Annotated in this window: 16 protein-coding genes, 1 other RNA gene and 1 pseudogene; 7 read left to right on the forward strand and 11 right to left on the reverse strand. The window is 56.1% G+C overall.

Annotation, left to right across the window (positions count from 1 at the left end; genetic code table 11):
- Positions 1 to 117 precede the first annotated feature (117 nt).
- From F8N66_RS05845 to F8N66_RS05860, 4 genes are all read right to left on the reverse strand, one after another.
- Positions 118 to 2,148 (reverse strand): DUF262 domain-containing protein, encoded by a 2,031-nt coding sequence (locus tag F8N66_RS05845; RefSeq protein WP_150769301.1) that lies wholly within the window; start codon positions 2,146 to 2,148, stop codon positions 118 to 120.
- The gene (locus tag F8N66_RS05850; RefSeq protein ID WP_191622928.1) at positions 2,138 to 3,565 is read right to left on the reverse strand and encodes a DUF262 domain-containing protein; all 1,428 of its coding nucleotides are present in this window, start codon (positions 3,563 to 3,565) and stop codon (positions 2,138 to 2,140) included. Before F8N66_RS05850 ends, F8N66_RS05845 begins: the two co-directional genes overlap by 11 nt.
- Positions 3,566 to 3,650: 85 nt before the next feature.
- Positions 3,651 to 4,385, reverse strand: a complete 735-nt coding sequence (locus tag F8N66_RS05855) for a hypothetical protein (RefSeq protein ID WP_060766126.1) — start codon at positions 4,383 to 4,385, stop codon at positions 3,651 to 3,653.
- 187 nt (positions 4,386 to 4,572) lie between these two features.
- A complete protein-coding gene (locus tag F8N66_RS05860) occupies positions 4,573 to 5,220 on the reverse strand; it encodes a HEPN domain-containing protein (protein WP_057025050.1) in 648 nt (215 codons plus the stop codon).
- 218 nt (positions 5,221 to 5,438) lie between these two features.
- Between F8N66_RS05860 and F8N66_RS05865 the strand changes: the two genes are divergently transcribed.
- From F8N66_RS05865 to F8N66_RS05875, 3 genes are all read left to right on the forward strand, one after another.
- Positions 5,439 to 6,920 carry a hypothetical protein gene (locus F8N66_RS05865; protein WP_150769303.1) on the forward strand — a complete coding sequence of 494 codons (1,482 nt, stop codon included), beginning with the start codon at positions 5,439 to 5,441 and terminating at the stop codon, positions 6,918 to 6,920.
- A 63-nt stretch (positions 6,921 to 6,983) separates the two neighbouring features.
- A complete protein-coding gene (locus tag F8N66_RS05870; protein WP_150769304.1) occupies positions 6,984 to 10,385 on the forward strand; it encodes a TM0106 family RecB-like putative nuclease in 3,402 nt (1,133 codons plus the stop codon).
- 46 nt (positions 10,386 to 10,431) lie between these two features.
- Positions 10,432 to 11,100 (forward strand): ankyrin repeat domain-containing protein, encoded by a 669-nt coding sequence (locus F8N66_RS05875; protein WP_150769305.1) that lies wholly within the window; start codon positions 10,432 to 10,434, stop codon positions 11,098 to 11,100.
- Between the two features lie 48 nt (positions 11,101 to 11,148).
- Here F8N66_RS05875 and F8N66_RS05880 read toward each other — a convergent pair whose 3' ends face one another.
- Positions 11,149 to 12,024, reverse strand: coding sequence for a WYL domain-containing protein (locus F8N66_RS05880; RefSeq protein WP_150769306.1), 876 nt, complete (start codon positions 12,022 to 12,024; stop codon positions 11,149 to 11,151).
- Between the two features lie 119 nt (positions 12,025 to 12,143).
- Here F8N66_RS05880 and F8N66_RS05885 point away from each other — a divergent pair, with 119 nt between their 5' ends.
- Positions 12,144 to 12,401: a hypothetical protein gene (locus tag F8N66_RS05885; protein ID WP_150769307.1), complete on the forward strand. Its 258-nt coding sequence runs from the start codon at positions 12,144 to 12,146 to the stop codon at positions 12,399 to 12,401.
- A 10-nt stretch (positions 12,402 to 12,411) separates the two neighbouring features.
- On the forward strand, positions 12,412 to 13,464 hold the full coding sequence (locus F8N66_RS05890; RefSeq protein WP_150769308.1) for an ADP-ribosylglycohydrolase family protein: 1,053 nt from the start codon (positions 12,412 to 12,414) through the stop codon (positions 13,462 to 13,464).
- Between the two features lie 732 nt (positions 13,465 to 14,196).
- Here F8N66_RS05890 and F8N66_RS05900 read toward each other — a convergent pair.
- A complete protein-coding gene (locus F8N66_RS05900; RefSeq protein ID WP_150769309.1) occupies positions 14,197 to 14,835 on the reverse strand; it encodes a hypothetical protein in 639 nt (212 codons plus the stop codon).
- Between the two features lie 259 nt (positions 14,836 to 15,094).
- Between F8N66_RS05900 and F8N66_RS05905 the strand changes: the two are divergent.
- A pseudogene (locus tag F8N66_RS05905) lies at positions 15,095 to 15,331 on the forward strand (transposase); the annotation flags it as partial.
- Between the two features lie 248 nt (positions 15,332 to 15,579).
- On the opposite strand, the gene F8N66_RS05910 reads toward F8N66_RS05905, so the two are convergent.
- Both F8N66_RS05910 and F8N66_RS05915 read right to left on the reverse strand, forming a co-directional pair.
- Positions 15,580 to 17,286 (reverse strand): LeoA/HP0731 family dynamin-like GTPase, encoded by a 1,707-nt coding sequence (locus F8N66_RS05910; RefSeq protein ID WP_150769310.1) that lies wholly within the window; start codon positions 17,284 to 17,286, stop codon positions 15,580 to 15,582.
- An 11-nt stretch (positions 17,287 to 17,297) separates the two neighbouring features.
- On the reverse strand, positions 17,298 to 19,487 hold the full coding sequence (locus F8N66_RS05915) for a hypothetical protein (RefSeq protein WP_150769311.1): 2,190 nt from the start codon (positions 19,485 to 19,487) through the stop codon (positions 17,298 to 17,300).
- Positions 19,488 to 19,992: 505 nt separating this feature from the next.
- Between F8N66_RS05915 and F8N66_RS05920 the strand changes: the two genes are divergently transcribed.
- On the forward strand, positions 19,993 to 20,568 hold the full coding sequence (locus F8N66_RS05920; protein ID WP_191622930.1) for a hypothetical protein: 576 nt from the start codon (positions 19,993 to 19,995) through the stop codon (positions 20,566 to 20,568).
- A gap of 50 nt (positions 20,569 to 20,618) precedes the next feature.
- On the opposite strand, the gene F8N66_RS05925 is transcribed toward F8N66_RS05920, so the two are convergent.
- The 3 genes from F8N66_RS05925 to F8N66_RS05935 all read right to left on the reverse strand — a co-directional run bounded on the left by F8N66_RS05925 (position 20,619) and on the right by F8N66_RS05935 (position 22,827).
- A complete protein-coding gene (locus tag F8N66_RS05925) occupies positions 20,619 to 21,875 on the reverse strand; it encodes an integrase domain-containing protein (RefSeq protein ID WP_150770146.1) in 1,257 nt (418 codons plus the stop codon).
- A gap of 184 nt (positions 21,876 to 22,059) precedes the next feature.
- Positions 22,060 to 22,456: a transfer-messenger RNA gene (gene ssrA, locus F8N66_RS05930) on the reverse strand.
- A 95-nt stretch (positions 22,457 to 22,551) separates the two neighbouring features.
- Positions 22,552 to 22,827, reverse strand: coding sequence for a hypothetical protein (locus tag F8N66_RS05935; RefSeq protein WP_150769312.1), 276 nt, complete (start codon positions 22,825 to 22,827; stop codon positions 22,552 to 22,554).
- Between the last annotated feature and the right edge of the window lie 60 nt (positions 22,828 to 22,887).

Genomic DNA, 22,887 nt, shown 5'->3' on the forward strand with positions numbered 1-22,887 from the left:
CCGTAGATGCTGAACCGTCGCTCCTGGCTGTGGATTCATCGGGCGACATCGCTGCAGGGTTATCACCCGTCGTTGCGCTTAATGGATAGCGCTGATAACGCTTGCTTCACCGTCACCCTAGTCGATGGTGAAAACCCTTTGGTAATGGCATTGCAGTGCCGCCAGCATGGCAGCCTGATGAGCATCGGCCGCGACCTCTCCCCACGTTTCCTTCGAATAGATCAAGTCCATTTTCAGGGAGTCAGGCCGCTTCTCGTACGCCCGCTTGTTGAGGAATCGCTGGCGCTTTTCGTTGTAGGGCAGATTACCGTACTCCGAGTTGATACTGCGCGAGACAAGCGCGAGATTGCCAAAGCGGTCTAGCCAATCCCGCGAGACCGTGTTGGTATCGATCGCCTGTGGGGTCTGCGGCGAAATATGCTCTACCGAGTTCTTCGCGGTGAAACGGAAATTGCCCCAGAACTCATGATCACGTTGCTGTTCATACCAAAGCACGAAGTCCAGTTTATAGAACCAGTAATGCGCAAATCTGACGCCATGGTCCTCCGTCAGCACAGCTTCGAACTGCAGCGCCGAAGCGGTACGCCAGGGATCGTCCATGAACCGGCGGCTACGTACGACCAGCGCAGCATCCGTCACTTCTCCAAGCAGCTGGTTATCCAGATGGCATAGGAAGCCGTAGTACCGCTCGATTTCACCGCCACCACCCCGCACGGTGTGCGCATGCTTGTGGATAAAGTACAGGAAGGGGGTCAGCCAGTAATGGGTGGTGATTTCCTGCGAGTGATACAGCATGCTCTGCAGCAACGATAGGCCCTGGTGCACGGCATTGTCGCGACTGCGATTGATGTAACGCTTGTCTTCACTGGCGGAAATCGAGGTGTGGCAGACCTGATGGATTTCGTCATCGCCCTGATCGACCCACTTGATCACATACTCGTCCCACAGCACACGCATGCGCCAGAGCAGATCAATGAACCCTTGCGCCCTCGCCACACGCTGCGCCGAATCCGCTGGCGCCAGCAAGTGGGCTTCAAACAGGGCGAGCAACTGCCGATCCAGCACACGCGGCAGATCCGCCTGCCCTTGCTCCTTCAGCCAGATACGCAACACATGAAGCAAGAAGAGTGGAAAGCCGATGATGCTCCGCGCCCAGGGGGCTTCTCCGTCATCCTCGGCGATGGCTGCCGGAGACGCGCCGATATCGGTAACAGAGCCGTCAACGATGGCCTGCAAGGTCAGGCGGTCGTAGCCATCCGTTTGCGCGGAGTGGGTCTTTCGATCGAGCAACCCGTGTACGGCGCCTGCATGGAGCAGTTGCCCCTTGTTATAGAGATCCCCCAGTCGGTGCGCCTCCAGCTGGGTTTCCAGACACAGATTGCGCTCGACAAAGCCACTCATGTCGGCACAGGCATTCCACAATGCCGCGAAACGGAAACGGCTTTCCGCGGGGATGTCCTGCAGCAACCTAGCCTTGAGGATCTCGTGGTGCTGTAGCTGGATACCACGGTTGTTGATGACTTCGAACAGCTTGTTCAGGTCCATGCCCTCAGGCACTTGCGTGAGCACCAGCGATACATTGCGATACACAAAGCTGGCCAGCGCCTTGAGATATTCATCATCAACAGGCCCGCCGTCCGCACGCTTGTAGGTCTGCGCGAAGGAGGCCATCAATTGCTGAGCCTCTCTCATGCTCTGAGTGTCGATGATTTCGCTGCTCGTCGCTTTCCCCCCCGGCATCATGCTGGCAAGGAAGTCGTTCACCTGCTCCCGGATTGAGAAGTGCAGACGCGGAGTCGTCCTTTCCTTCAGCACAACCCTACTGAAGTCCTCCATCACCTGGCTCCATACCGGCACCGTGCTGAGCATCCACAACGTGGTGAAACGCTGCTGGCCGTCGATCAGGTCGAAGCGGCGCATGCCCTGATTGCGATCTTCATCGGTGGTTTTTTCCACCAACAGCGTGCCGCCCAGGAAGAACTGTGTGTCGCCTCGATCGAAAGCATTGGCGATGTCTGTCAGCAGTGTTCTGATCTGCTCATCACCCCACACATACAGGCGCTGGTAGATCGGCACATTGAAACACCACGCAGCGTCTTTCCTGTTGGCCAGCTGTTGCAGAGTGCAGAGGCTGGAATCAATGCTCATGGCGACCTCCATGGGAGGCTTTAAGAAACACCTCAAGCCATTGCGATTTGTCCGCAAGGTTGCGGCATTCAGGATCCGCCTGCACCTTGTAGAACGCCAGAACAGCCCGTTTGTATCGACCTTGCACACCATTCCCCACTTCAATCGTTTCATCGGCATACAACGATGCCACGGCCTGTTGGCGCTTTTGCAGAAAGTCCAGCACCTGTTTCGGATGGTAGCTTTGTGCGATCACATCCAGCAGGTTTAACTCGGCCAACCTGAAGAAGTTGGCGGCGGTTTCCTGCTTGACCTGTTTTTTCTCCAGGCGAATTGCGCCCAGCAGAAACTCCAGGCGTAAGGCAAACGCGGTCAGTTGCTCGACTTCGAACTGATCCATGTACACCAGGCTGCAGAGCATGAAAATTTCGCGCAGATACTCCTGGTTGTTGCACAGCAGCTGTCGATATATCGCGCGGAAAAAACTCACCTGCGCGCACGGCGCAGGATCGTTCATCAGCCTCTGCAGCAGGGCGGCATACTTGTCTGCGTAGAGAAAGAAGCCCACGCCCTCATGAATGGGCTGGCGCAGTGCCATCGGCAAGTTCGCGGGGTTGTGGCTGATGCGCAGTTGACTGCCGTGCAGTACCTGCTCTCCGTCGCCCGTCAGCGTCAACGCAGTTGCCAGCCGATTGTGTCGGGTGGCGTAGAGCGGCACGCTGTCGACGCTGCTGCGGCTGTCCGCAACGTGTTTCCATGTGTTGCACTGGAACTCGGTCAGCAGCGTCTCGTGTCTGCCCGCTGGAGTTTGCGCACCGCGCCAACGCCGCGCACGCCAGAGAAAACGATTGAACAGGTTGGGGGCAAAATCCTGGCCGGGCGACAGTATCGCGGGTTGACGTTGCAGCGCCTCCCAGCGCTCGGCGCAGTGCTGCTGCAGGGCTGTCTTCAGATCGCCCTCAGCGTCTGCGTGATCGATCGCACGCAGGTGATAGGCCTTGAGCAGGTCGGTGGCCCGCAGAGGCACGCCGCGATTGTTCTGGGTATCGAAAAAGGTGAAGGCAAGGTCGCTGCTGTCCACCTCGATCACCGTCAGACGAAGCTTTCCGATGATCTCCGGTGCAATCGGCTCTTGCTGCTTCAACGCCTGAATTCCTTCACGGATATGTCGTGCGGACTGCCCCGAATAGCTGAGCACCTGGCCCGCTGGCAGTGCACCGGTCGCGCGGTGATACAGCAGCGACAACGCCGTGATGCGCTGCTGACCATCGATGATGAACCTTCTCGATTGGTGCACATCGCGATGCAGCAATACCGCGCCAATGTAGTAAGGCAAGGTTTTGTCCGGCTGGCCTGCGAACTCTGCGAGATCACTGGTCAGTTGCAACAGCTTGTCCGGGCCCCACACGAAGCCGCGCTGATAACTGTCCAGTGCCAATGGCCAACCTACCTTTAGCAGATCGTCGAATGCCAGGGTGCTGACCCGGACAGGAGATTCATGCGTCATTTATCGGCTCCCCTGCTCAGCTCTCTTCCCAGCGTTTGCGCAAGGTCCTGATCCGGGCATCCCCCCGCAACGCACGCCGATCCGGTCCACAGAGCGCGACCGAACCTTCCGGTAGACCAAAGACTTCCTCGATGGCTGCCCGAATGCTGCTGACCTTCGCATCCGAACGTGCGGCCCGATAGCGCGCCGCCCTTCGCTCGGCAGTGGCCACGGCCTGGTCTGCACCCTGCTCATCCTCGGCATCTGGTTCCTCGACATCCCAGTCCTCGTCCTCTTCATCCCCCTCTATAAGTTCCGGATCATCATCGGCCTCTTCGGCCTCTTCGGTCAGGTCAGCCAGGCTCTGACCATTGGAATACCAAGTGCAGGCGTCCTCCTGCTCCCATACCAGCCCATCCTCGACATGAAAGGTGCGCAGGGCTATGGAGGACGAAACGTAATCGCTGAACCGCGACTTCACCGCTGGCAACCGCTCGAAGCCAGCGCCCAAGGCCAGTAGAACCTTATTAGGGCCGGCAACCAACAGGAATTCAGACCAGCTCTGCTCACGGAAATTGACGCTGGCAGAAGCGTACATGTAAAGGGTTGCGCGAAGTGATGCGTCCTGTTCGGCCAACTGGGTCAGTACCTGCATCACAGTGCGGTAGATACTAAAGCCCGCATTTTCGACGGAGTGCGAGTCGACCTCGACAGTGGGCAATGGCGACCCTTTGTTGACGAACGACAGCTCCGATACCGATTTCTTGATCATTGCATTCTTTCCTTGAACAGTTCGTGGGCGGGAACGGGCGCAGTTTGCGCCCAAAGTCCCCGCTTTTTCGCAGTCCCTCTGATTGAGGACGAAGATGTCATGCTCGACAGTGGCAAGTTAGGTGATGAGGATAAACAGCCAGCGGAATCACTTCGTTCGTGATCGCGTGATTGGAAAGTCCCACGACCTAAGAAACAACCGGATAACAAGCATCACCCCATAGCGTTTCCGGGTTATCCAACATCAGCAAAATAATCACCGGCACCAATTTGCCGAGAAGGTTTGAGCAGTCGCGCAGCTGATCCCGGTTCACACTGCTGTTCCAGGTTGCGCCCCCATGCATGACCTGGTTTCGCAATGTATAAATTCGATTGAACAGAACGCCGAGCACTGCTGGGGTATTGCGGTTGGCCAACGCTTGCTGCGCTGCTCGCCGACCGCTGGCAAAGCGCTCGGTCCACTGTTGCTCGCTGATCTTGCCGTTCTGGTAATCCCAGAAGCTCTGGAACACGTAGGGGTTGTCCAGCAACGCGCGAATGCTGCCGGAGAACGCGGACCAGACCAGATTCTCGATCAGGTTGGCCGTGTCGAGCGCGCAGAGTTTGTCCAGGAACGCCTTGAACGTGGACTGCTCGGAAAGGCGGTACTGCTCGTCAATATCGGTGGCGTAGGCCGAGTTGAAGGCGATCCACAGGAAGATAAAACGCCCATCGACATCGTCAGCTTGCTCGGCACGATTGAGCCAACTCAGCGCCCGATGAACACGCAAGGTGAGGTTGGGATGATGACTTTCACGTTCCTGTCGATGACGGGTCTTGAGTGCTTGATGGTCCATGGGGTGCCGATCCTTGAGGTCATGGGCAGTACGTCAACAGATTGGGAGCGTCTGAAAACTTACATATTTTTGATTAAACCCAGGCATGGGTAGAGAAGTTTCTATCGAGGGCCTGAGAACCTGCTCCATTTGTTTACCTGTACGGACAAACAACATGGACGGGGGCTGTGGTTTTACTTAGGGTATGGCCATTCGATATTACCTGCAAGGTGGTCTGCATGAAGCGCGAACAGTTCCTGGCGCAACCTGAAGTTGAGTCCTTCATCGCATGGCTCGCAACGAACTTGCCGACGTTGACGTTCAAGCTGCGCTTCAAGGCGAGCAAATTTGTGCCGGGCGGTTTAACCGCTGATGTCCAGGGTTTCGAGCAGATTCTTGAGCAATACCGCTGGAAAGCAAGCTGGCAAGATACCCATCAAAATTCGGTGGATTCACAAACCTGGGCTGAAACTCAACGCTCTCTCGGACAACTTCGCGAGTGGCTGACGAGTGCGGTCAACCGGGGGGATGAACAACAAGCGCTTCAGGCGTGTTTGCAGATTCTTCGTTGGGGTGGTGTCCGGGGAGCCATTCCATTTTTGCACCGGCTGGCCGAAAAGGGCGAGCTGTCGAGCTATCTGCGGGAAATGGCCGGGCTCATGTCGCTCGACGGCGACAATGATCTGAATGATCTCGACGCGATCAGTGTCGAGCGTTTCGATGCTGGGCTGACCAAGATTCACGCCTTGCTCGATCCGTCGGGTTCACCCATCTATGACAGTCGCGTCGGCGCAGCGATAGGCATGCTGTATTCGCTGTTTCGCCAGCAATGGACGGGGAGCGGCAAACCTCTGCTGGCTTTCCCGTCTGGAGGCGCTCGTGGCAGCCAGATCCGCAACCCGGGAGCGTTCTTGAACGGACTGGCGGCGCCGCAATTTTCGGCGATCGATTATGCCGCATGGGCACGTTGGCAGGTGCGGTTGGGGTGGATTATCCGAGCCCTGCTCGAGCGTACCGGCTGGTTTGCCGAACAAGGGGCTCTGCCCGCGCGATGCCACGCCTTCGAGGCCAGCCTGTTTATGCTCGGCTATGACCTGCGGTGCTTTGGTGTAACTCTGGCGACTGATCCGAAGGCAGCAGTGCCAGAGATCGACTCGCAGAAAAGTGAACGTGACGCCACCGGCTGGGTGCCTACCGGGCACCCCTTCAGTCAGGTCCTCAAGGATTATCTGGCCTTCCGCCGCAGCGGTTCGCTCGACGATAAAGCGTCCTTCGTTGCCTGGCTGTTGACGAACCCGCGTAACGAGAACCCGCTCACGCGTGCTACGGCGCAGGGCTACTGTTTCGCGTTCTCCATTGAGGAGTTCGACCTGTTCGGCCGGCCGCTCGCAGAGCTTGAGCGAATCGTCGCGGGTGGCAAGGATGGACTGTGTGCGGCACTGGCAAGCGAGACATTAGAGCAGTTCACCGTGGGTGATGAGCGGGTAAGTGTCTGTTTGGTGGATGTATTGATCACGGGCAATGCGTATCGGCGGGCGACGACCGACAAGGAGCGAACCGATTACATCTTGAGCGCCGGATATGCCGGTACAGAGAACTCTGCAAGGACGCTGATGGCGTTGGGGCGTAACGTGGGCAAGCACTTCAGCCTGCTCGATGCACAACATTTGCCGACGACCTTATTCGAGCAGTTTTTCCGCGGATGCTCGCTCGACGCCTGACTCCCACACGACATTGAATTAGCGTGAAGCGTTCCTGGGTGCTTCACCGGACTGGAAACGACCATGCAAACCCGAAACGGAATTCAGTTGTACTCCGCCTCAGACATCTGCGGTTTTCTTGAGTGCCAGCACCTCACGGCGCTGGATCTTCAGAACCTTGTCATCCCTATGGAGAAAGCGGCGGCAAGCGAACAGAACCGTTTGATCCAGGACAAAGGTCTGGCCCATGAAGCGGCCTTTTTCGAACGGCTCAAAAACCAATACGCCAACGTTGTCGACATTGCCGAGGGCAATCCGAGTTTCGCGCGCCGGGTGGAACTGACCATCCAGGCCATGAAGGCCGGCGCCGATATCATCTTCCAGGCGTCGCTTCAGGAAGGCGCCTTTATTGGTCATGCCGACTTCCTGCGCAAAGTGCCGCGGGTGTCGGCGCTGGGCGACCACAGCTATGAGGTGATCGACACCAAGCTGGCGAAAACGGCCAAGGCCAAGTTCCTTGTACAGGTTGCGCTTTATTCACGAATGCTGATCTCGATCCAGGGCGTACAGCCACAGTTCATGTACGTCGTACTCGGTGATGCTGCGTGTACCGAGCAGGCATTTCGGGTCGCCGACTACGCCGATTATCTGGAGTATGTGCTACAGCGTTTCGAAGCGTTCGTGAACGGTGCCGAGCGACCCGTTACCTACCCGGAGCCATGCGGGCATTGTGGGTTCTGCGCCTGGCGTGATCGCTGCGACGAACAACGACTGCAGGACGATCACCTCTCGGCGGTAGCTGGTATCAGTCGTTCGCAAATCCAGAAGTTACAGAGTGCCGGCGTGACCACATTGCACCAGCTGGCGGACAGTACTGACGACCTGCGCATTCCAAAACTGCAGACAGAGTCATTGAGCAAGTTGCGGCATCAGGCGCGTTTGCAGTTCCAGGGGCGTTCCAGTGATGTCCCGCTATTCGAGCTGCTTCCCGTGTCGGGTGAGCGACGTGGTTTTTATCGGATGCCCAAGGCGGTCGAGGGCGACCTGTTCTTCGATATGGAGGGCAATCCGCTGGAAGAGGGTGGCCTGGAATACCTCTTCGGTCTTTACATCGACGAGGGTGGGCAGCGAATCTTCAAACCCTTCTGGGCGCATACCCGAGAAGAAGAAAAGGTCGCCTTCGAGCAGTTCATCGACTGGGTCACCAGCCATCTTAAGCGTTACCCCGACGCGCATATTTACCACTACGCCAGTTACGAAGAGACAGCTATCAAGCGCCTGATGAGCCAGCACGGGACGCGTGAAGCACAAGTGGACTGGTTGCTGCGCAACGGCAAACTGATCGATCTGTACAAGGTTGTGCGCGAAGCGATCCGGGTGTCCGAGCCCAGCTACTCGATCAAGAATATCGAGCACTTTTACATGGATCAGCGCGACGGCGACGTCACCAATGCCGGCGCGAGCATCGTGTTTTATGAGAGGTGGAAAGAGACCGGCGAACCGGCGTTGCTTGAGCAGATCGAGCGTTACAACGAAGACGATGTGCTATCGACCTATCTTCTGCGTGACTGGCTGTTGGAAATAAAACCGTCGAATGCAGGCGCTTTTCTCAGGCCTGAAGCCGAAAGCGAGAAATCCATGGCGGAGCAGAAGGAGATCGAGATTCGTCTGGAAGATTATCGCGATCGTTTGCTAGGTGATCTGTGCACCGACGACGAGGCCATGAGTGATGAGGATCAGGTCACGTTGCTCACCTTCCAGCTACTCGACTTCCACCGCCGTGCAGAGAAACCGACGTGGTGGCAACTGTTCAGCCGCCAGGACATGACAACTGAGGAGCTGCTGGAGGACATCGAGAGCCTGGCCGGTTTGCAGCGCACGAAAACACTGCCGGAACCGATCAAACAGTCATTTTTGTATGAGTACAGTTTCGAACCCCAGGAAACCAAAATGCGTGCCGGTTCTCAGGGCGTCATCACCGAGTCCCTGGCCAGCGTACAGCTGGTTCATCTGGACCATGACAACGGTCTGGCGACATTCAAGGCTACCCAGAGAAATGCGCCGCCTGATTACTTCGACATGATTCCCGGCAGGCCGATCCCATCTACGCCTCTGCGCAAGGCGATGTTCCGTTATGCCGACAGCCTCTTGGCTGGCGAACAGCACTTCCAGGCGGTTGCGGACTTCCTGTATCGACGCGCCCCACGGGTGAAAGATGTCGAGCCCGGTGCACCACTGCTTGATCCAGGCCTGCCGACGGTTGAAGCCATCAAGCAGGTGGTTCGTAACCTCGAACACAGCGTGCTCTTTATTCAGGGACCGCCAGGTGCAGGCAAAACCTACACTGGCTCGCACGTCATCGTTGACTTGCTCAAGGGGGGCAAGCGCATCGGCGTAACATCCAATTCGCACCACGCCATCAACAACCTGCTGGCGGCGGTTGAATCTCGTGCGCAAGAAGAGGGAGTCACTTTCACGGGGTTGAAAAAGTCCTCGGACGGAGAAGGTACGGAGTTCACCGGCCGCTGCATTCGTTCCATCGAGGACAAAAAGGAATTCCTCGATGCCTGGGGGCCGAACATTGACTTGACGGCCGGCACCGCCTGGCTATTTGCCGATCCCGCCTTCACCGAGCAACTGGACTATCTCTTCATCGACGAGGCTGGCCAGGTGAGTGTGGCGAATCTGGTCACGATGGGCATGGCTGCGCGCAACATCGTCCTGATGGGCGATCAGATGCAATTGTCGCAACCGGTGCAAGGCGTGCATCCGGGTCGCTCCGGCGATTCCATCCTCGACTATCTGCTGGATGGTACGCCTACCATCGCGCCTGATCGTGGGGTGTTCCTGGCGCAAACCTGGCGGATGCACCCCCACGTTTGCTCATTCATTTCGCAAGCCGTTTACGAAGGGCAACTTTCTTCGGCGCCAGGTACCGAGCGGCGGGTGTTGTTACTCGATGGTCAACGACCGGAGGTGCCGGCCAGCGGGCTGATGTTTTGCCCTGTGGAGCACGATGGCAACAGCCAGAGTTCGACCGAAGAGGCGGAGCAAGTCAAAGCGCTTTACGCATACTTCCTGCGGCAGCGGTATGTGGATGACAAGGGCGCAGAGCACGCGATCCGTATCGAAAACATCCTGGTGGTAGCACCCTATAACCTGCAAGTGCAGTTGTTGAAACAGGTACTGCCAGCGGCCGCCCGTGTCGGCACTGTGGATAAATTTCAGGGGCAGGAGGCGGAGATTGTCATCGTTTCGATGGCGACCTCCAATGAAGACTATCTGCCCCGAGACATTGGCTTCCTGTATTCGAAGAACCGCTTAAATGTGGCCGTCAGTCGCGCGAAGTCACTGGCCTGTATTGTCGCCAGCCCTGATCTGACCGCCATCCGCTGCCAGACACCGCATGACATGAGCCTGGTCAACGGTTTGTGCATGGCAGTCAGGCACGGGACGGCTGCGACGGCTGTCGCGCTGTGCGAATAGCGGCTGCAAAGGCCTTGTCATTCGATCCGCAACCGGGAAGGAAGTGATGCCCTATACGCCCGATTTGCTTGTTTTGTTGCACAAGACTCTGGCCACGACGAAGTGTTGTGTCGACGACTGGGTGGGGCTCGGCTTGGGGAACTGGCACGCTTCAGTCCTGCTCGATAGCACGCAGTATCTGTCGTCGCTCGACCCGCTCACGTTCAATGAGCGGGGACTTGCAGGGGAAACGCCATTGGACATCGCCTATCGGCTCAACCGAGTCGCCTTGATCGAAAGGCTGGAGGCGCTCGGTGCCGTGGGCGACAAACACATACAGGATTGGAAAGGTCGCGGCACCTTCATGCCGCACGATAAATACATGCATCTGCCCGCCAAGCAGGGAAAAATCAAAATCCTTGAATCGCGTTTCCGGCTAGGCGGGAGTCTCAATGACCGTGATATGGACGGCAACACGCCCATCCATTGGCTCGCAATCCACGGCCACTTCAAGGCCGTCAGGTACTTCACGGACAACTACCGGATGTTCGAGCTGGATATGAATGCGAAGAACAACGAAGGCAACACCGCTCGTAATCTGGCCATCCTCAACGGCCATCACGATGTAGCAGGGCAGCTGTTGATCCGGGAGATCGACAACTACATCAGCGCTACGCGCCTCTGGCATGAGTTGTCGGCCGGGTGGACAGGGAAGTTGCCGAGTCGAAACGCCTGACAATCAGCGATCGACTCGGCAACACGCCTTCGCCCAAAGGGTTGAGGATCAGTCATGCATGAGCCAGGGGCGCAGCTCCTTGAGGTTGGTTGCCACGATTTGCTGTGCCTCGGGGTTAGTCGCCTGGTTTCTCGGATCGATCTGATAGCGTTGCAATACGTACTTCACCAGAGCTCTGCGACTGGGCACCACTAGCTGGCCGTCGATCATGCCAAAGTCGGTTTCGATGATTGACTTCTGTGCCGCGTTCAATCGCCCGTCGGCTGCAAATATGACGGGTATCTCGGTATTCCAATCTTCATCCAGTTCACGAGTGTTCTGCGATTCGTCCAGCAAGTCCGGCTGCCCTCGCAGGCGGCTGAGGACAAAGTCGCGATATTGGCCGTTCTTCTCGCAGTAAGCCCGCACATGCCAGCGCATGCCGGTGTAGACCAGTGTGTGAGGGGCGATGAGACGAACTTCCACGTTGGGGGTATTTAGCGAAACGTACTCGGTTTCCAGGCGCAGGCCATCGCGACAGGCCTTGAGCAACGGGCGCAGGACATCTGGTCGAATTGGGCGATCCGGGACTTCCAGCACCTTGGTGTGGGCGTAGGCCAGGGCGAGCCCATCAATGTGCGGGGCGCGTTCGTTGTTCTGGTAAAGCAGGTGCAAATAGGCGCTCGCGCTGTCGTCGATGAACAGCGGCGTGAATGTCTTGCTTGGCACGTAACCTTTTATTTTTTTGTCATATGTAAGATTTTTAGGCGCATGTTCTGTGATGTAGGTGTTGATGTCCTTGGACGCCTGCTGACGGCTGATGCCGAAGCTCTGCATCAAGTGTCCCGTGGTCAACCGACCCTCCCACCAGGCAATGGTCTCGATTAAACGATAGCGAAGTGCCAGGTCCCAGCGAACCTGTTCGATCGACTGCTTGCGTTTCATACCCTCTCCATGTGCGCGAATACTTTACCTGTATAAGTCTACATTCTAGACCTGTCGCTTATCACTACATATCTTGAGTCTGTCTTCGAAATCAATTGAAGTCACGAAAGGAAGTGGACATGAGTATGTCGGAAGTGGTTTCGACAGGGGCATTGGTGATGATGGGGGCAATCCTGCTGGTGCTACTGCATCAGTGTCTGAGATTGCGTGAGCTCTGGCAGATGGCGATGGACTGCCGAAAAAATGCGCGCTGGGCGCGGATCCGGGAAATGGAAAACCGCGAACTGCGTTCGGCGTTGCGAGCCGAGAAAGAGCACGTCCAGCAGTTACAAAGAAAGCTGGTGATTCTGCAGGAATTGATCCCTACAGAGGGATAAGGGAAAGGACATGAACAGACTTGAACGGATCAATGGCTGCCTGCTCGGCGGCGCCATCGGTGATGCGCTAGGCGCCCCAGTGGAGTTTCTCGAGTGGTCTGCAATAGAAGCTAAATTCGGCCCACAAGGTATCGTTGATTTTGCCCCTGCTTTCGGTATCACCGGTGCCATCACCGACGACACGCAGATGATGCTTTTCACCGCAGAAGGCTTGCTTCGGGCGTATGTGCGCGGCAGTTCACTGGGAACTTGCCATGTCCCCAGCATTATTCATCATTCGTTGCTGCGCTGGCTGAAAACCCAGGACTACCCTACGAAGATGCCGATCAGCGGGGACGGCTGGCTGATCAATCAACCAGAGCTCTGGTCTCGCCGCGCCCCTGGCACTACCTGTCTCGATGCACTCAAGGCCAGTCCGCGGCTGGGCGTTGTTGCCGAAAATAACAGCAAAGGCTGTGGCGCCTTGATGCGCGTTGCGCCCTGCGCCTTTTTTGCAAACGCCTTTGACTACGCTGCCCAGTCAGGACGCCTGACTCACGGGCATCCTACGGGCTACCTGGCGGCCGGGTTGTTTGCCGATATTCTCCAGCGCATTGTCGATCGGCAAGACAGCTTGGAGCACGCGGTTACTCAGAGCTTGGCCAAATATGGACAAGTGCCGGGTATGGAAGAAACACGGGGCATAATTGAGCGCGTCCTTTTCTTCTTTTACGAGGGCTACCAGCCTACTCCGCAACGCATCGGCGAACTCGGCGGCGGTTGGGTCGCCGAAGAGGCGCTGGCTATCGGCTTGTGGTGCGCCCTGGCAGCGCCTTCGTTCGAAGAAGGCGTGATCACGGCGGTGAATCACAGTGGCGACAGCGACAGTACCGGGCTCATCGCCGGGCATTTGTTGGGTGTTCAGTATGGTGCTGCGGCGATTCCTGTTCGGTGGTTCGAACAATTGGAGATGCGCGAAGTGATTGTGCAAATCGCCGAGGACATTGAGCGCATTCCTCGTGAGTACTGTGGGAATGGTGGAGAGTTCGATCAGCAGATCGAGCTGGCGTATCCCGTTGGTTGAGAGGGCTGATGGAGACGATTATGGATAAATTTTCAGGAGAGCTGCGATGCCTATAAGGCCCAGGCCATTTACGTTTGTATGTGGTGAATGCGGTTGGAAGAAAACGGTGGCCCCGCGGAGTGATGCGTTGGGACCGGGTGAGTGGTTCAAGCAATGCCCGAAATGCGGGAGCGAATCGTTGAAGATGCGCGATGCGGGGTGGGTTGAGCGGACGCTAGCAGAGTTGCTTCTGCGTCTCTAAGTGCGTTGCCCAGTGAGATCAGGGTGGAGTCGCGATATGGCAAAAGGCCGTTTATTCACGAGGCCGTTCGGCCGATCACGACACTCCCCGTCGTGCTGGTTTCTCATGCTCGCCTCATCAGCATGCCGAGCGATGGATTACACGATCCGAACCGCTGAAACCTGTATACCTAAGAGGTCGTAACATGAAAAATCTGTTCGCAATTGTTGGTGTCATCGTCGTCGCCAAGAAGGGCTACGAGTTCTTCCGTGAATACATGGAGATGAAACAGGAGCTGGGCAAGCGCATCGCTGCTTCGGACTGACAAACTCCGGCAGCGTCGACCACTTCTTTTTTAGACTACCAACTGGTGTTTTCTCTATGCCTTGGCCGCCCATCCCTTTATCCAACGCGGGTGAAGTGCTGGTACGTATTATCGCCAGCCTAGATAACTAACGAGCTGCAGGGAGGGCTTCAGTCCTCACCGATCTTTGACCTGCTGCGCACGGTGTTCATCGCATGTTTGGGTTGGTAGATATCTGTGGGCTAACTGCTGGGAGTGGGGCGAGTCGGTAAAGGGCGGAGCCAAGCAGTTCAAAGAACAGCTCTCCTGACGTTGCATTTGGTGCTGTGGATGCTGTGGGCCATAGCGTCGAGTGTTCCTGCACATGAGCGCAAAGATTCTGAATTAGCTGGCTCTGTTGTCGCAGTTCTTCTAATTCTTTCTGCCGGAGACCTGGGCTGAACAACAGCGCCAAAACCTGCCTTTCGGCCAAGGATATCTCGGTGAACTCCCGACTGTGACGACTCAGCCAGCGAGAAATCATTCGAATGTCTTCATGATTACGAGCATCGCTCACTTGAAGTTGTGCCACGCGAATCTCATTTGCACCGACGACCACTCGGCATGCAACGTAGCAGTCGCCGTTGGCAAGCGGGGCGCTGGCGTTCTCCAGAGCTAATTCGGGAGTCCCACTGGCATAAACGGCATGCCGGCGCGATGGCATCGAATCCGGGCGTAGCCACTCCCAAAGGTTATCGACAACGTAAGGAACATTGCTGGGAATTCGAAGGGTACTCTGGCGTCGATACCCTTCAGAGGATTCGGCCAGCTTGCTTTCGGGGATTGCTCGGAATAATTCAACAGTCATGGTCCAGCACTCAGTACGTTCGATCCTGGGTCAAACAGGATTTAGGGGCAGGTAGTTCTTTGACCTAAGCTTTGAAATTCTGGCGTATGCCACAAAAACTGACTCCAGTAATGCTACTTGCAATACGAGAACAAAGGTTATCGATCGCCCTGGAATGCTTGACGGCGAACAACTCGCCGGTGAGCGCCTATTATTGCCGGCCTTGCAGGAGAAGATCGTCAGCCTTGAAGCAGTGAAGGATTGACCCACCTGCGCAACGGTAATCGACGCGATGCAGGTTCGGCTGGAGCATGCCCCGGGAAAGATGAAGGTTGGCCGCCAGACTGTTGAGCATCCTTTTGGAACGCTCAAATATTGGATGATTGCAACCCACTTCCTGACCAAAACACTTCCGCGGGTAACTACCGAAATTAGCCTTCATGTGCTCGCCTACAACCTCAAACGAATTATGAGTATCTCTGGCATCGCAGGACTGCTTGAAGCGATCCGGGTATAAAATCACGCCTGCTCGCCCGTTAGTAGCCGATTGGGCCGCTGACGCGGCCCAATCGACATTACGAACGTCTATGTAGCTGATTAAGGTAATTCGCGCTTCCGCTTGCTGACTCCACAGGCATCAACAGTGCGTAAGGACCACAAGCACCGTCGGCATCGCCCTGGCGCACATGCACCTGGTCGCCATTCTAGACGCTCTTTGGAGAAACCATTAACCAGCGGCTCAAGCACATCGTGTTGATAATGATCTTACCCTTCGATCCGGGTGAATTCGGCTTCGATCAATTCCCCGGTTTGGCGCCATTCCCGGAATTGTTCACGTAGCTTTTTCTGAGTATCGATGGCGACCTGGACATCAGCAGCATTGGCATCAAGCGAGGCGTAGTCGGGGAAGAATCGCTCCTCGAACGAGACGTCCTGAATCATGTTCAACAGTTCTTCACGCTGGTTGTTGAAGTTGTCCACCATCTCTGCAATGGCCTGTCTGAACTGTTCCTCGCGTTTCTTGCGCTCATAGCTGTCCCAGGCTTCCAATGCCAGGCCTGCAACCGACAGGATACCGTTGAGGTTTTTCGCCAGGTTAACCGCGCCCCAAGGCTTGAATTTAAGTGCCTTGCCCAAATCCACACCGAGGGTCTTGGCCACGCTGACGATGCCGTCGCGGGCAGCCAGAATGCTGCCGTTGTTGATCAGGTTGCCCTTGATCACATAGTTCACGCCTTGCTTGCCCAGGTTGATCACGTTGGTGTTGAAGTGATCGATTTCGGAGTCGAAGCTCAGGCGCATGCGGCTGAGCTCCTGGCTCACCCCGTTGAGTTGACGATCGAATTCGTTTTGCAGGCGTGTGGTCACCATGACCCCATCGCGCCCAATCTCGCGCTCAAAGAACTCCTTGAAGGTCTCTTGGGTCAGCCCTTCAGTGCGCATGATCAACCCGGAAAAATAACGGGTGACAAATTCGCGCAGACCAATGCGTACCTCAGCGATCTGACCTTTGGCACCATCGAGCTGGCGACTGAGCGTGCGGCTGACGCCACTGAGGCGCTCTACTTCTTCGCCCAGGCGTTGGTCGTTTTCCACCGCCACTGGCAATTCTTTGTGCAGCACGTCGAGGATCACGCTCTTTCGCGCTTGCTCGACGATCACCGCAGAGCCGCCGCTGGACTGTATCTTGCCGGCGGTTGCTTGTTGCAGGTTATTAATGTGCGAAAGTGTCTTGAACTGCTCGATCCGCTCGAGCCAGTAATCGGTGCCCATGTCGAACGGATTTGCCGCCACTGCGACGATGCTCAGTGCCGCCACCTCCGCGTCGCTGGCGCCGATGGACTCGTGAAGCCGGTTTTCGACATTGCTGCGTTTGACCTGCAAATGCTGCGCATAGCTGGCCTCATCCTCCACGTCGGCCACTTCGTCGAAACGGCTCAACACGAAAACGGTACGCGGCAGCAGGTCAAGCGTGCGGAACAGCCAGTTCAGGTCATCTTTATGGCTGTCTTTGATCGGGTTGGTCGAGTTCATCACGTACAGCACCAAGTGTGCTTCGCTGACGTATTTGCGCGTGATGTCCTTGTACTTCTCCATCGCATTGATATCGGCGTTGAACTGTTCCTTGAAACCGAACAGCCCTGGGGTATCGATCAGCACGAAGTTGTCATCTACTTCGTAGACTTTCACCTCGTTCGATGACTCCTGCTGGCTGATATTCATGCTGGATTTGTCGAGACGTTCCATCCAGGCCGCAGCGATGGACGTCTTGCCTTCAGAGAAACCACCGATCAGGGCAATTTTGAGCTTGTCGTTGGCCAGGTTCTGACTTGCATGTTCGAGCTTGCTCAGCAGTGTCGGGTCGATGTTGACGCCCAGTGCCGCGCCTTTTTCGAGGAACACTCGCAGTTTGTCCAGCAGTGCCAGAGCCTTGTTGTTTTGATTCAGAAAGAGCTCAAGGGTTGAGTTCATGGTGCAGTTCCTTATGCTTTGAGGTCGCTGGCTATCTTTTTCAGGCCGAGGTGGGCAGCGTCGAGTTTTTGGTTGATGTGCCGTGCCTGCAGGGCGGGTTGCCGAAGAACGGTACGGATTTGTTCGATTTTCTCTTCCAGCGGCGGCAGCGCCTGCGCGAGGGTTTCGCGGAAACTGTCGCGGATCGCTTCGCAAGCGTTTTCGAGGTTGTTGTCGGTGGCTTTGCGCTGTTGGCCTTTCTTGTAGTCGCTGTCGAAAAAGCTCCACACCGCCTTTGCGAGACCGACCAGTAGCGTCGCCACGCCAATGGACATCAGCACCCAGCCGGCGGGGTTCCAGAACAACACTGCACCACCAGCCAGGCTGGCCAACAAGCCTACGACGTTGATCCCATTGTCGATGTTCACGTTCAGGCTGAAGTCTCCGGCCAGGCGTGCCTTGCCGATCTGCGAGTAGCCGGCCAGCAGGTCTTTGGCATGAGCCTCGAAACGCTGGACGATTTCGCTGACATTCCTCTGGAACTGCTCGACTTGCTTGTCGAGTGCTGTCGGGAGTTTTTCCTGCAGTGCCGACTGCTCACTCTGTAGCGCCTGCTCCAGTGCTTCTTTGAAATCATCATTGCTGATGTCGTCATTGATGCGGTCGTAAACGCGCTTGCGCACGGCATCTTCAAATTCGCCGATGGCCTGCTCACCCGCATTGCTCAGGCGGCTGTTGAGAGACTTGAACGCAATTTGTAGCTGGTGGCAGGCATTCTCGGCTTCCTCGTGCAGTTTTTTCGCCAGCGGAGCGAACTGCGCGACCTGGATGGCTTTCACATCTGAGCAAACGTCGGATACCGCCAGTTGAACCTTGTTCATGTTCGAGCGGCGTATCTTGGCCTGTACGTTTGTGACCAGGTCTCGGGTCAGGTGCCGATAGAACTGCTTGACGCCGGATTTTTCCAGCAGCGCGTCTGGCGCCATGGCCTCAAGGAATTTCTTGCGGCTGGTCGCTATCGTGGACCGTGGTACCAGGCAATCGGCTGCTGCATAGAACGCGGGCAGTGCGCAGAGGGTCATGCTGCGCTGGTAATGCTCGCCCAGCTGCTTGCGCATAATCTGGTCAAGATCATCCAGGCTGGCCTGCTCGTCAGGGCTGATCAAGGCGGGTTTTTGCAGGGCCATTGGGTTGGTGATGCGTTTGTTGTAGAGCGTCCAGACTTCCGTCTGCGCACCCAGTTGTGCCTGGATTTTTTCCAGGGTGCCAGGACGTCCGGCATCTCCGGTCTGTGGCGGGGCTGCTTTGGCCGTTACGTAGAACACCGCATGGGCACGCTTGACAGCGTTGTTTATCTGCTCGCTGACCTTGCGCTCATCGCCCTCAATGCCGGGAACATCGAGCAACTGGAAGTGCTGGCCTTCTGACTCAAAGGCGTACGCTTGGGTTTGACGGGTGAAGTCAGCGCGGCCATCACCGATGATGCTGCCGTCTTCGAAGGCGGCCAGTTGCTGTAGACCATCCAGTGCCGTTGCATGTCGCTGGCAGGTTTCGCCTAGCTGGGACTGAATCTCTTCGCTTTGCTGACGCAGCTTGGATAGTTCGGTTTCACGCTGTACGGACAGCACGGAGGAGCCCGCCTGCAACTGCACCAGAGCGATTTCTTCGGGAAGCTTGCGCAGCAGGTTGAGAATGCGCTGGATCAGACTAGCGCTTCGTTTCTGCTCTTCGATACGCGTGCGCAGGGCGTCTTCTTGCAACTGCTGTTCGACTTGGCGCTGGTCATGGCGAGCGTCGGCGTCGGCCGTTGCACTTTCGGTCTGAGCCAAGCGGCTGCCCAGCGACTCGATTTCGGTTTCCAGTGCCTGCAACGTCGCTTCGCTCAGCCCCGACTGCTGCTGCAAGGCGAGGAAGCGCTGACGTTGCTCACGTTTGGTGTTTTCCCTGAGCAAGATGCGCAAGGTTTCAATCAGCGTCGACTTGCCAGCGTTGGTTTCGCCATAGAACGCAACGGTGAAGGTCTTGTGTTCAGCGTTGTCCTTTAGCTCGTTAATTGCCTTGGTCAGCGCCTGTTCGATTTCCTGCAGTTTGCTTTGCGCTTCTGCCTGAGCCGAGGCTAGGCTTGGATCGTCGGCACCCCGTGCCAAAGCTTTGAGCAAGGTGCTGATGTGATCGATAAGTTTAAGATAGAGGCCTTCGGAGAGGTCTTGAGCTGCAGTCATGGTGTCTTCCTATCTGACTAAATGGGCTCGGTTTTCTGCAGCGATCTGTTGGCTATCCAAATTCATGGGCTGCGCAAGTTGTGTTCAGGCAGGTGCACCCCAATCAGCGTGGCAAACTAAGGGCAAGTGACGAGGCGTAGTGCGGTCAGGTTGAGCACCTTATCGTCCTTGCTAGCTCAGTGGATCACCCGCGTCATTGGTACAATGCTGGCATCTGGACATCGGCCGTCAGAGAAAAAACTTTAACGTGGTGGCGAGCACTTATTTCGAAGAGTTGGAATCCAGGCGCATGTTGCATATCGCTCAGAACTCGGCGCAGTGAACGGCATGAGCTCAACGAACGGCTAGCCTTACGCTGCCCTTAACCGGTCCCAAGCTCAACGCCGAGCACACCAAGTCATTCCTAGAACTGCTCAATTTCGCTGAGGACGCGCGTGTACTACGTGAGCTCGCTGGACGCCTTAGGGATGACGCAAACGAAGTACGGCATCGATGCAGAACTGCGTTGGCCGAACTCAGCACACTTAACGAGAACTATCAGCGCATCTCCACGTTGTTGCGTACGAGCAAAGGAGAGCTCAAGTACCAGGACGTCGTTGGTAGCATGGGCGCTGAAAGCGCGTTCGCGGCGTTCGAAGCCGAGCGTAAGCTGCTGCGAGAGTCGATCACATCAAAGATGAAGCTCACCAGCCGTCCAGACCTGTCCGGAAGCGGCGGACCTCGATCGATTTTGGCCTACTACGCCGCATTGTGGCGAACATGCCAAGATGTGACCGGTACGTACGACATACCAGTCGTCATTGACTCGCCGAACCAGCAGGCTCAAGACGATATTAATCTTCCCGCTGTGCTTCAGTTCATCGCTAAAGAGTTACCTGAGGACATGCAGCTAATTGTTGGAATGGAGACTCCAAGGGACTTCCCCTTCGATAGAGAGATACGCTTGGACGTAAAGTACTCGATGCTTCGTGAAGACTACTGGGACGAGGCGGAGCGCATCATTGAGCCACTTCTCAAGAAGATGTACGCAACGATGAAATCCGATGTCGAGGAGTCCAGCGACGAGGTGTCGAAGCAATGACGTTCTCTCTATCCGGGAACCATTGGTTTTGTCCGACACCGGGCCGGAGATCAACGTATCGACACGACTTTTCTGTCCCTGTTTTCCTTGATTGCTGACACTGAGAGGTTGCCGGTGGCAGCTTCCTGGATGTGCTCGCTCCACCACTTCATCATTGGGCGTCTGCGCTCTATGTAGTCCGCTCGGTTATAAGCGCTGCGTACCTCGTCTTTATCGACGTGGGCAAGCGCAACCTCGATTAACTCAGGATCACAGCCCTGCTCGTTGAGGATGGTGCTCGCCATTGATCGCATGCCATGACTTACCAAGCGTCCTTCGAAACCCATACGCTTTAGCGCCATGTTGGCGGTCTGGCTGTTGCAGTGAGTGCGAGGGTTCCGGTCTGCAGGAAAAACGTACTCCCTGTTTCCACTGTAGGGCTTGATGGCCTCTAGGAGTGCCAGAGACTGCTCCGTGAGAGGGATAATGTGTATGCGACGTTTCTTCATGCGCTCCGCTGGGATCGTCCAGATTTTCTTCTCGAAGTCGATGTCAGCCCAGCGAGTGGTGGCGGCCTCTGCGGGGCGGGTCATCGTGTGGAGCTGCCATTCGATTAGGCAGCGAGTTGTTCTTTTGATGCTGGCATTGGCAATTGCCACCATGAGCTCATTTAGCTCATCGGGCGGCAGTGCCGCCATATTTTTCTTTTTTGGTTTCTTAAAGACCGAGCGAATCCCGCTAAGGGGGTTAGCATGGATGAGCCCGTAATTCACCCCATAAGTCATGATCTCGTTGAGGCGCTGGGTCAGCCGTTTAACAGTCTCCAAACTGCCTTTGGTCTCAAGAGGTCTGAGCAAATTGATGACCTTAGGGGCGCTGATTGCGGAAATTGGGGTTGAGCCCAGGTCCGGGAAGATGTGGAGCGTGAGCGAGCGCCAAATATCTTCAGCGTAGGCAGTTGTCACTGAGTCCTTCTTTAGTTCAAACCATGCCGTCGCCACGTTTTGAAACGTGTGCTCTGTCGCGGCTTTTTTCACTTGGCGATCAGCATCGCGCTGCTCTTTCGGATCTAGTCCCTGGGCGACAAGCTCCCTAGCCTCAACGGTCCGTTTGCGGGCTAGGGCCAGGCTGACCTCGGGAAAGGTACCTAATCCCATATTGATCCGTTTTTTGGTCACGGGATGGATATAGTTGAAATTCCATAGCCTTGAGCCATTGATCCTCACTCGCATTTGGAGGCCGTTGCCATCCGTGAGTGTGTAGTCCTTTTCCTTAGGCTTGGCGGCTTTGACTTTCATGTCTGAAAGACGCGTGGCTTGGGCGCACATGGTGTATTCCAATGCTGTTTGTGTATTCCAAAAATTACCAGCTGGGAGCTTGGAATACCACTTGGAATACACGTTTGCATGGATGTCTATGGACGCTGATAGATCATGATGGCGCTGAAGGCCCCATGTTTGCTGGGTTTCAGGCACAAAAAAAGACGTCCGTGGACGTCTTTAGATGTTTGATTGGTGGAGCCGGGGGGATTTGAACCCCCGTCCGCCAGTACTCCGCTGTCGGTACTACATGCGTAGCCGTGTCTATTAAGTTAACCCTCAGCGACCCGACGGGCAGGGTGCTTTGGGCGAGTTGTGTAAGTTTTAGCCGCTTCGTCCACAACGTACTGCACGGCGATTCTGTTCTATATGACAATCATTTCGGGTTTACAGACATCCCCTAATGATTGCTGGACCCGAAGGTACCAGAAGCTCAGGGCTAAGGCTGCTTACGCAGCGAGAGCGAATTCCTGGCCGTAGTTTTCGTCATTGGCAACTATAAGTAGTTGCAACAGTGGATTTACGAGTTCTGTTACCAACTCGGCATGCACCTAAAGTTTCGCGACCGGCGTCGAATCCTAAACGGCCCCGAACTCATTGCTCGTGTAACCGATGAGCAACAAGCCTGTGTAGTCTACGGCAATGTGGCCCGGAAGGCCAACCCGAAGGTTGGCCCGTTCTCGCATCAGTTACGGGTGGGATTTCGAATCTGCATTTTGGTGATCATGCCGGAGGTGATTTCGACGCAATCCTTGTCATTGCCAGCAGCCTGGGCCGCTTTCGATTTCGCCAGGGCATCTTTGACATTGTTCAGGGAGCCCTCCGGAATGGAAGGCGCGCTGTCCACGAAGTCGCTTATTTGTTGAATGTTCGCCGCACAAAGATCCTTGTCCGCCGCAAATGCCGGTGATGCCAGCAGTGCCGCGGTGATAAACAATCCAGCAATTGCAGAGTGCTTCATGGGTATCTCCTTGCGCATGAGGGCTCGGTGCTGCCGGTGAAAGGGGGGCGGCTGGCCGAG

The sequence above is a fragment of the Pseudomonas fluorescens genome, assembly GCF_902498195.1.
In the GTDB taxonomy this organism is placed as follows: domain Bacteria; phylum Pseudomonadota; class Gammaproteobacteria; order Pseudomonadales; family Pseudomonadaceae; genus Aquipseudomonas; species Aquipseudomonas fluorescens_BU.

Bases quoted from the DNA above. Each gene is read 5' to 3' on its own strand.
- F8N66_RS05860 (WP_057025050.1), bottom strand. From the start codon at position 5,220: ATGGACCATCAAGCACTCAAGACCCGTCATCGACAGGAACGTGAAAGT.
- F8N66_RS05935 (WP_150769312.1), bottom strand. From the start codon at position 22,827: ATGAAGCACTCTGCAATTGCTGGATTGTTTATCACCGCGGCACTGCTG.
- F8N66_RS05910 (WP_150769310.1), bottom strand. From the start codon at position 17,286: ATGAACTCAACCCTTGAGCTCTTTCTGAATCAAAACAACAAGGCTCTG.
- F8N66_RS05900 (WP_150769309.1), bottom strand. From the start codon at position 14,835: ATGACTGTTGAATTATTCCGAGCAATCCCCGAAAGCAAGCTGGCCGAA.
- F8N66_RS05845 (WP_150769301.1), bottom strand. From the start codon at position 2,148: ATGAGCATTGATTCCAGCCTCTGCACTCTGCAACAGCTGGCCAACAGG.
- F8N66_RS05915 (WP_150769311.1), bottom strand. From the start codon at position 19,487: ATGACTGCAGCTCAAGACCTCTCCGAAGGCCTCTATCTTAAACTTATC.
- F8N66_RS05880 (WP_150769306.1), bottom strand. From the start codon at position 12,024: ATGAAACGCAAGCAGTCGATCGAACAGGTTCGCTGGGACCTGGCACTT.
- F8N66_RS05865 (WP_150769303.1), top strand. From the start codon at position 5,439: ATGAAGCGCGAACAGTTCCTGGCGCAACCTGAAGTTGAGTCCTTCATC.
- F8N66_RS05890 (WP_150769308.1), top strand. From the start codon at position 12,412: ATGAACAGACTTGAACGGATCAATGGCTGCCTGCTCGGCGGCGCCATC.
- F8N66_RS05925 (WP_150770146.1), bottom strand. From the start codon at position 21,875: ATGTGCGCCCAAGCCACGCGTCTTTCAGACATGAAAGTCAAAGCCGCC.
- F8N66_RS05855 (WP_060766126.1), bottom strand. From the start codon at position 4,385: ATGATCAAGAAATCGGTATCGGAGCTGTCGTTCGTCAACAAAGGGTCG.
- F8N66_RS05885 (WP_150769307.1), top strand. From the start codon at position 12,144: ATGAGTATGTCGGAAGTGGTTTCGACAGGGGCATTGGTGATGATGGGG.
- F8N66_RS05870 (WP_150769304.1), top strand. From the start codon at position 6,984: ATGCAAACCCGAAACGGAATTCAGTTGTACTCCGCCTCAGACATCTGC.
- F8N66_RS05875 (WP_150769305.1), top strand. From the start codon at position 10,432: ATGCCCTATACGCCCGATTTGCTTGTTTTGTTGCACAAGACTCTGGCC.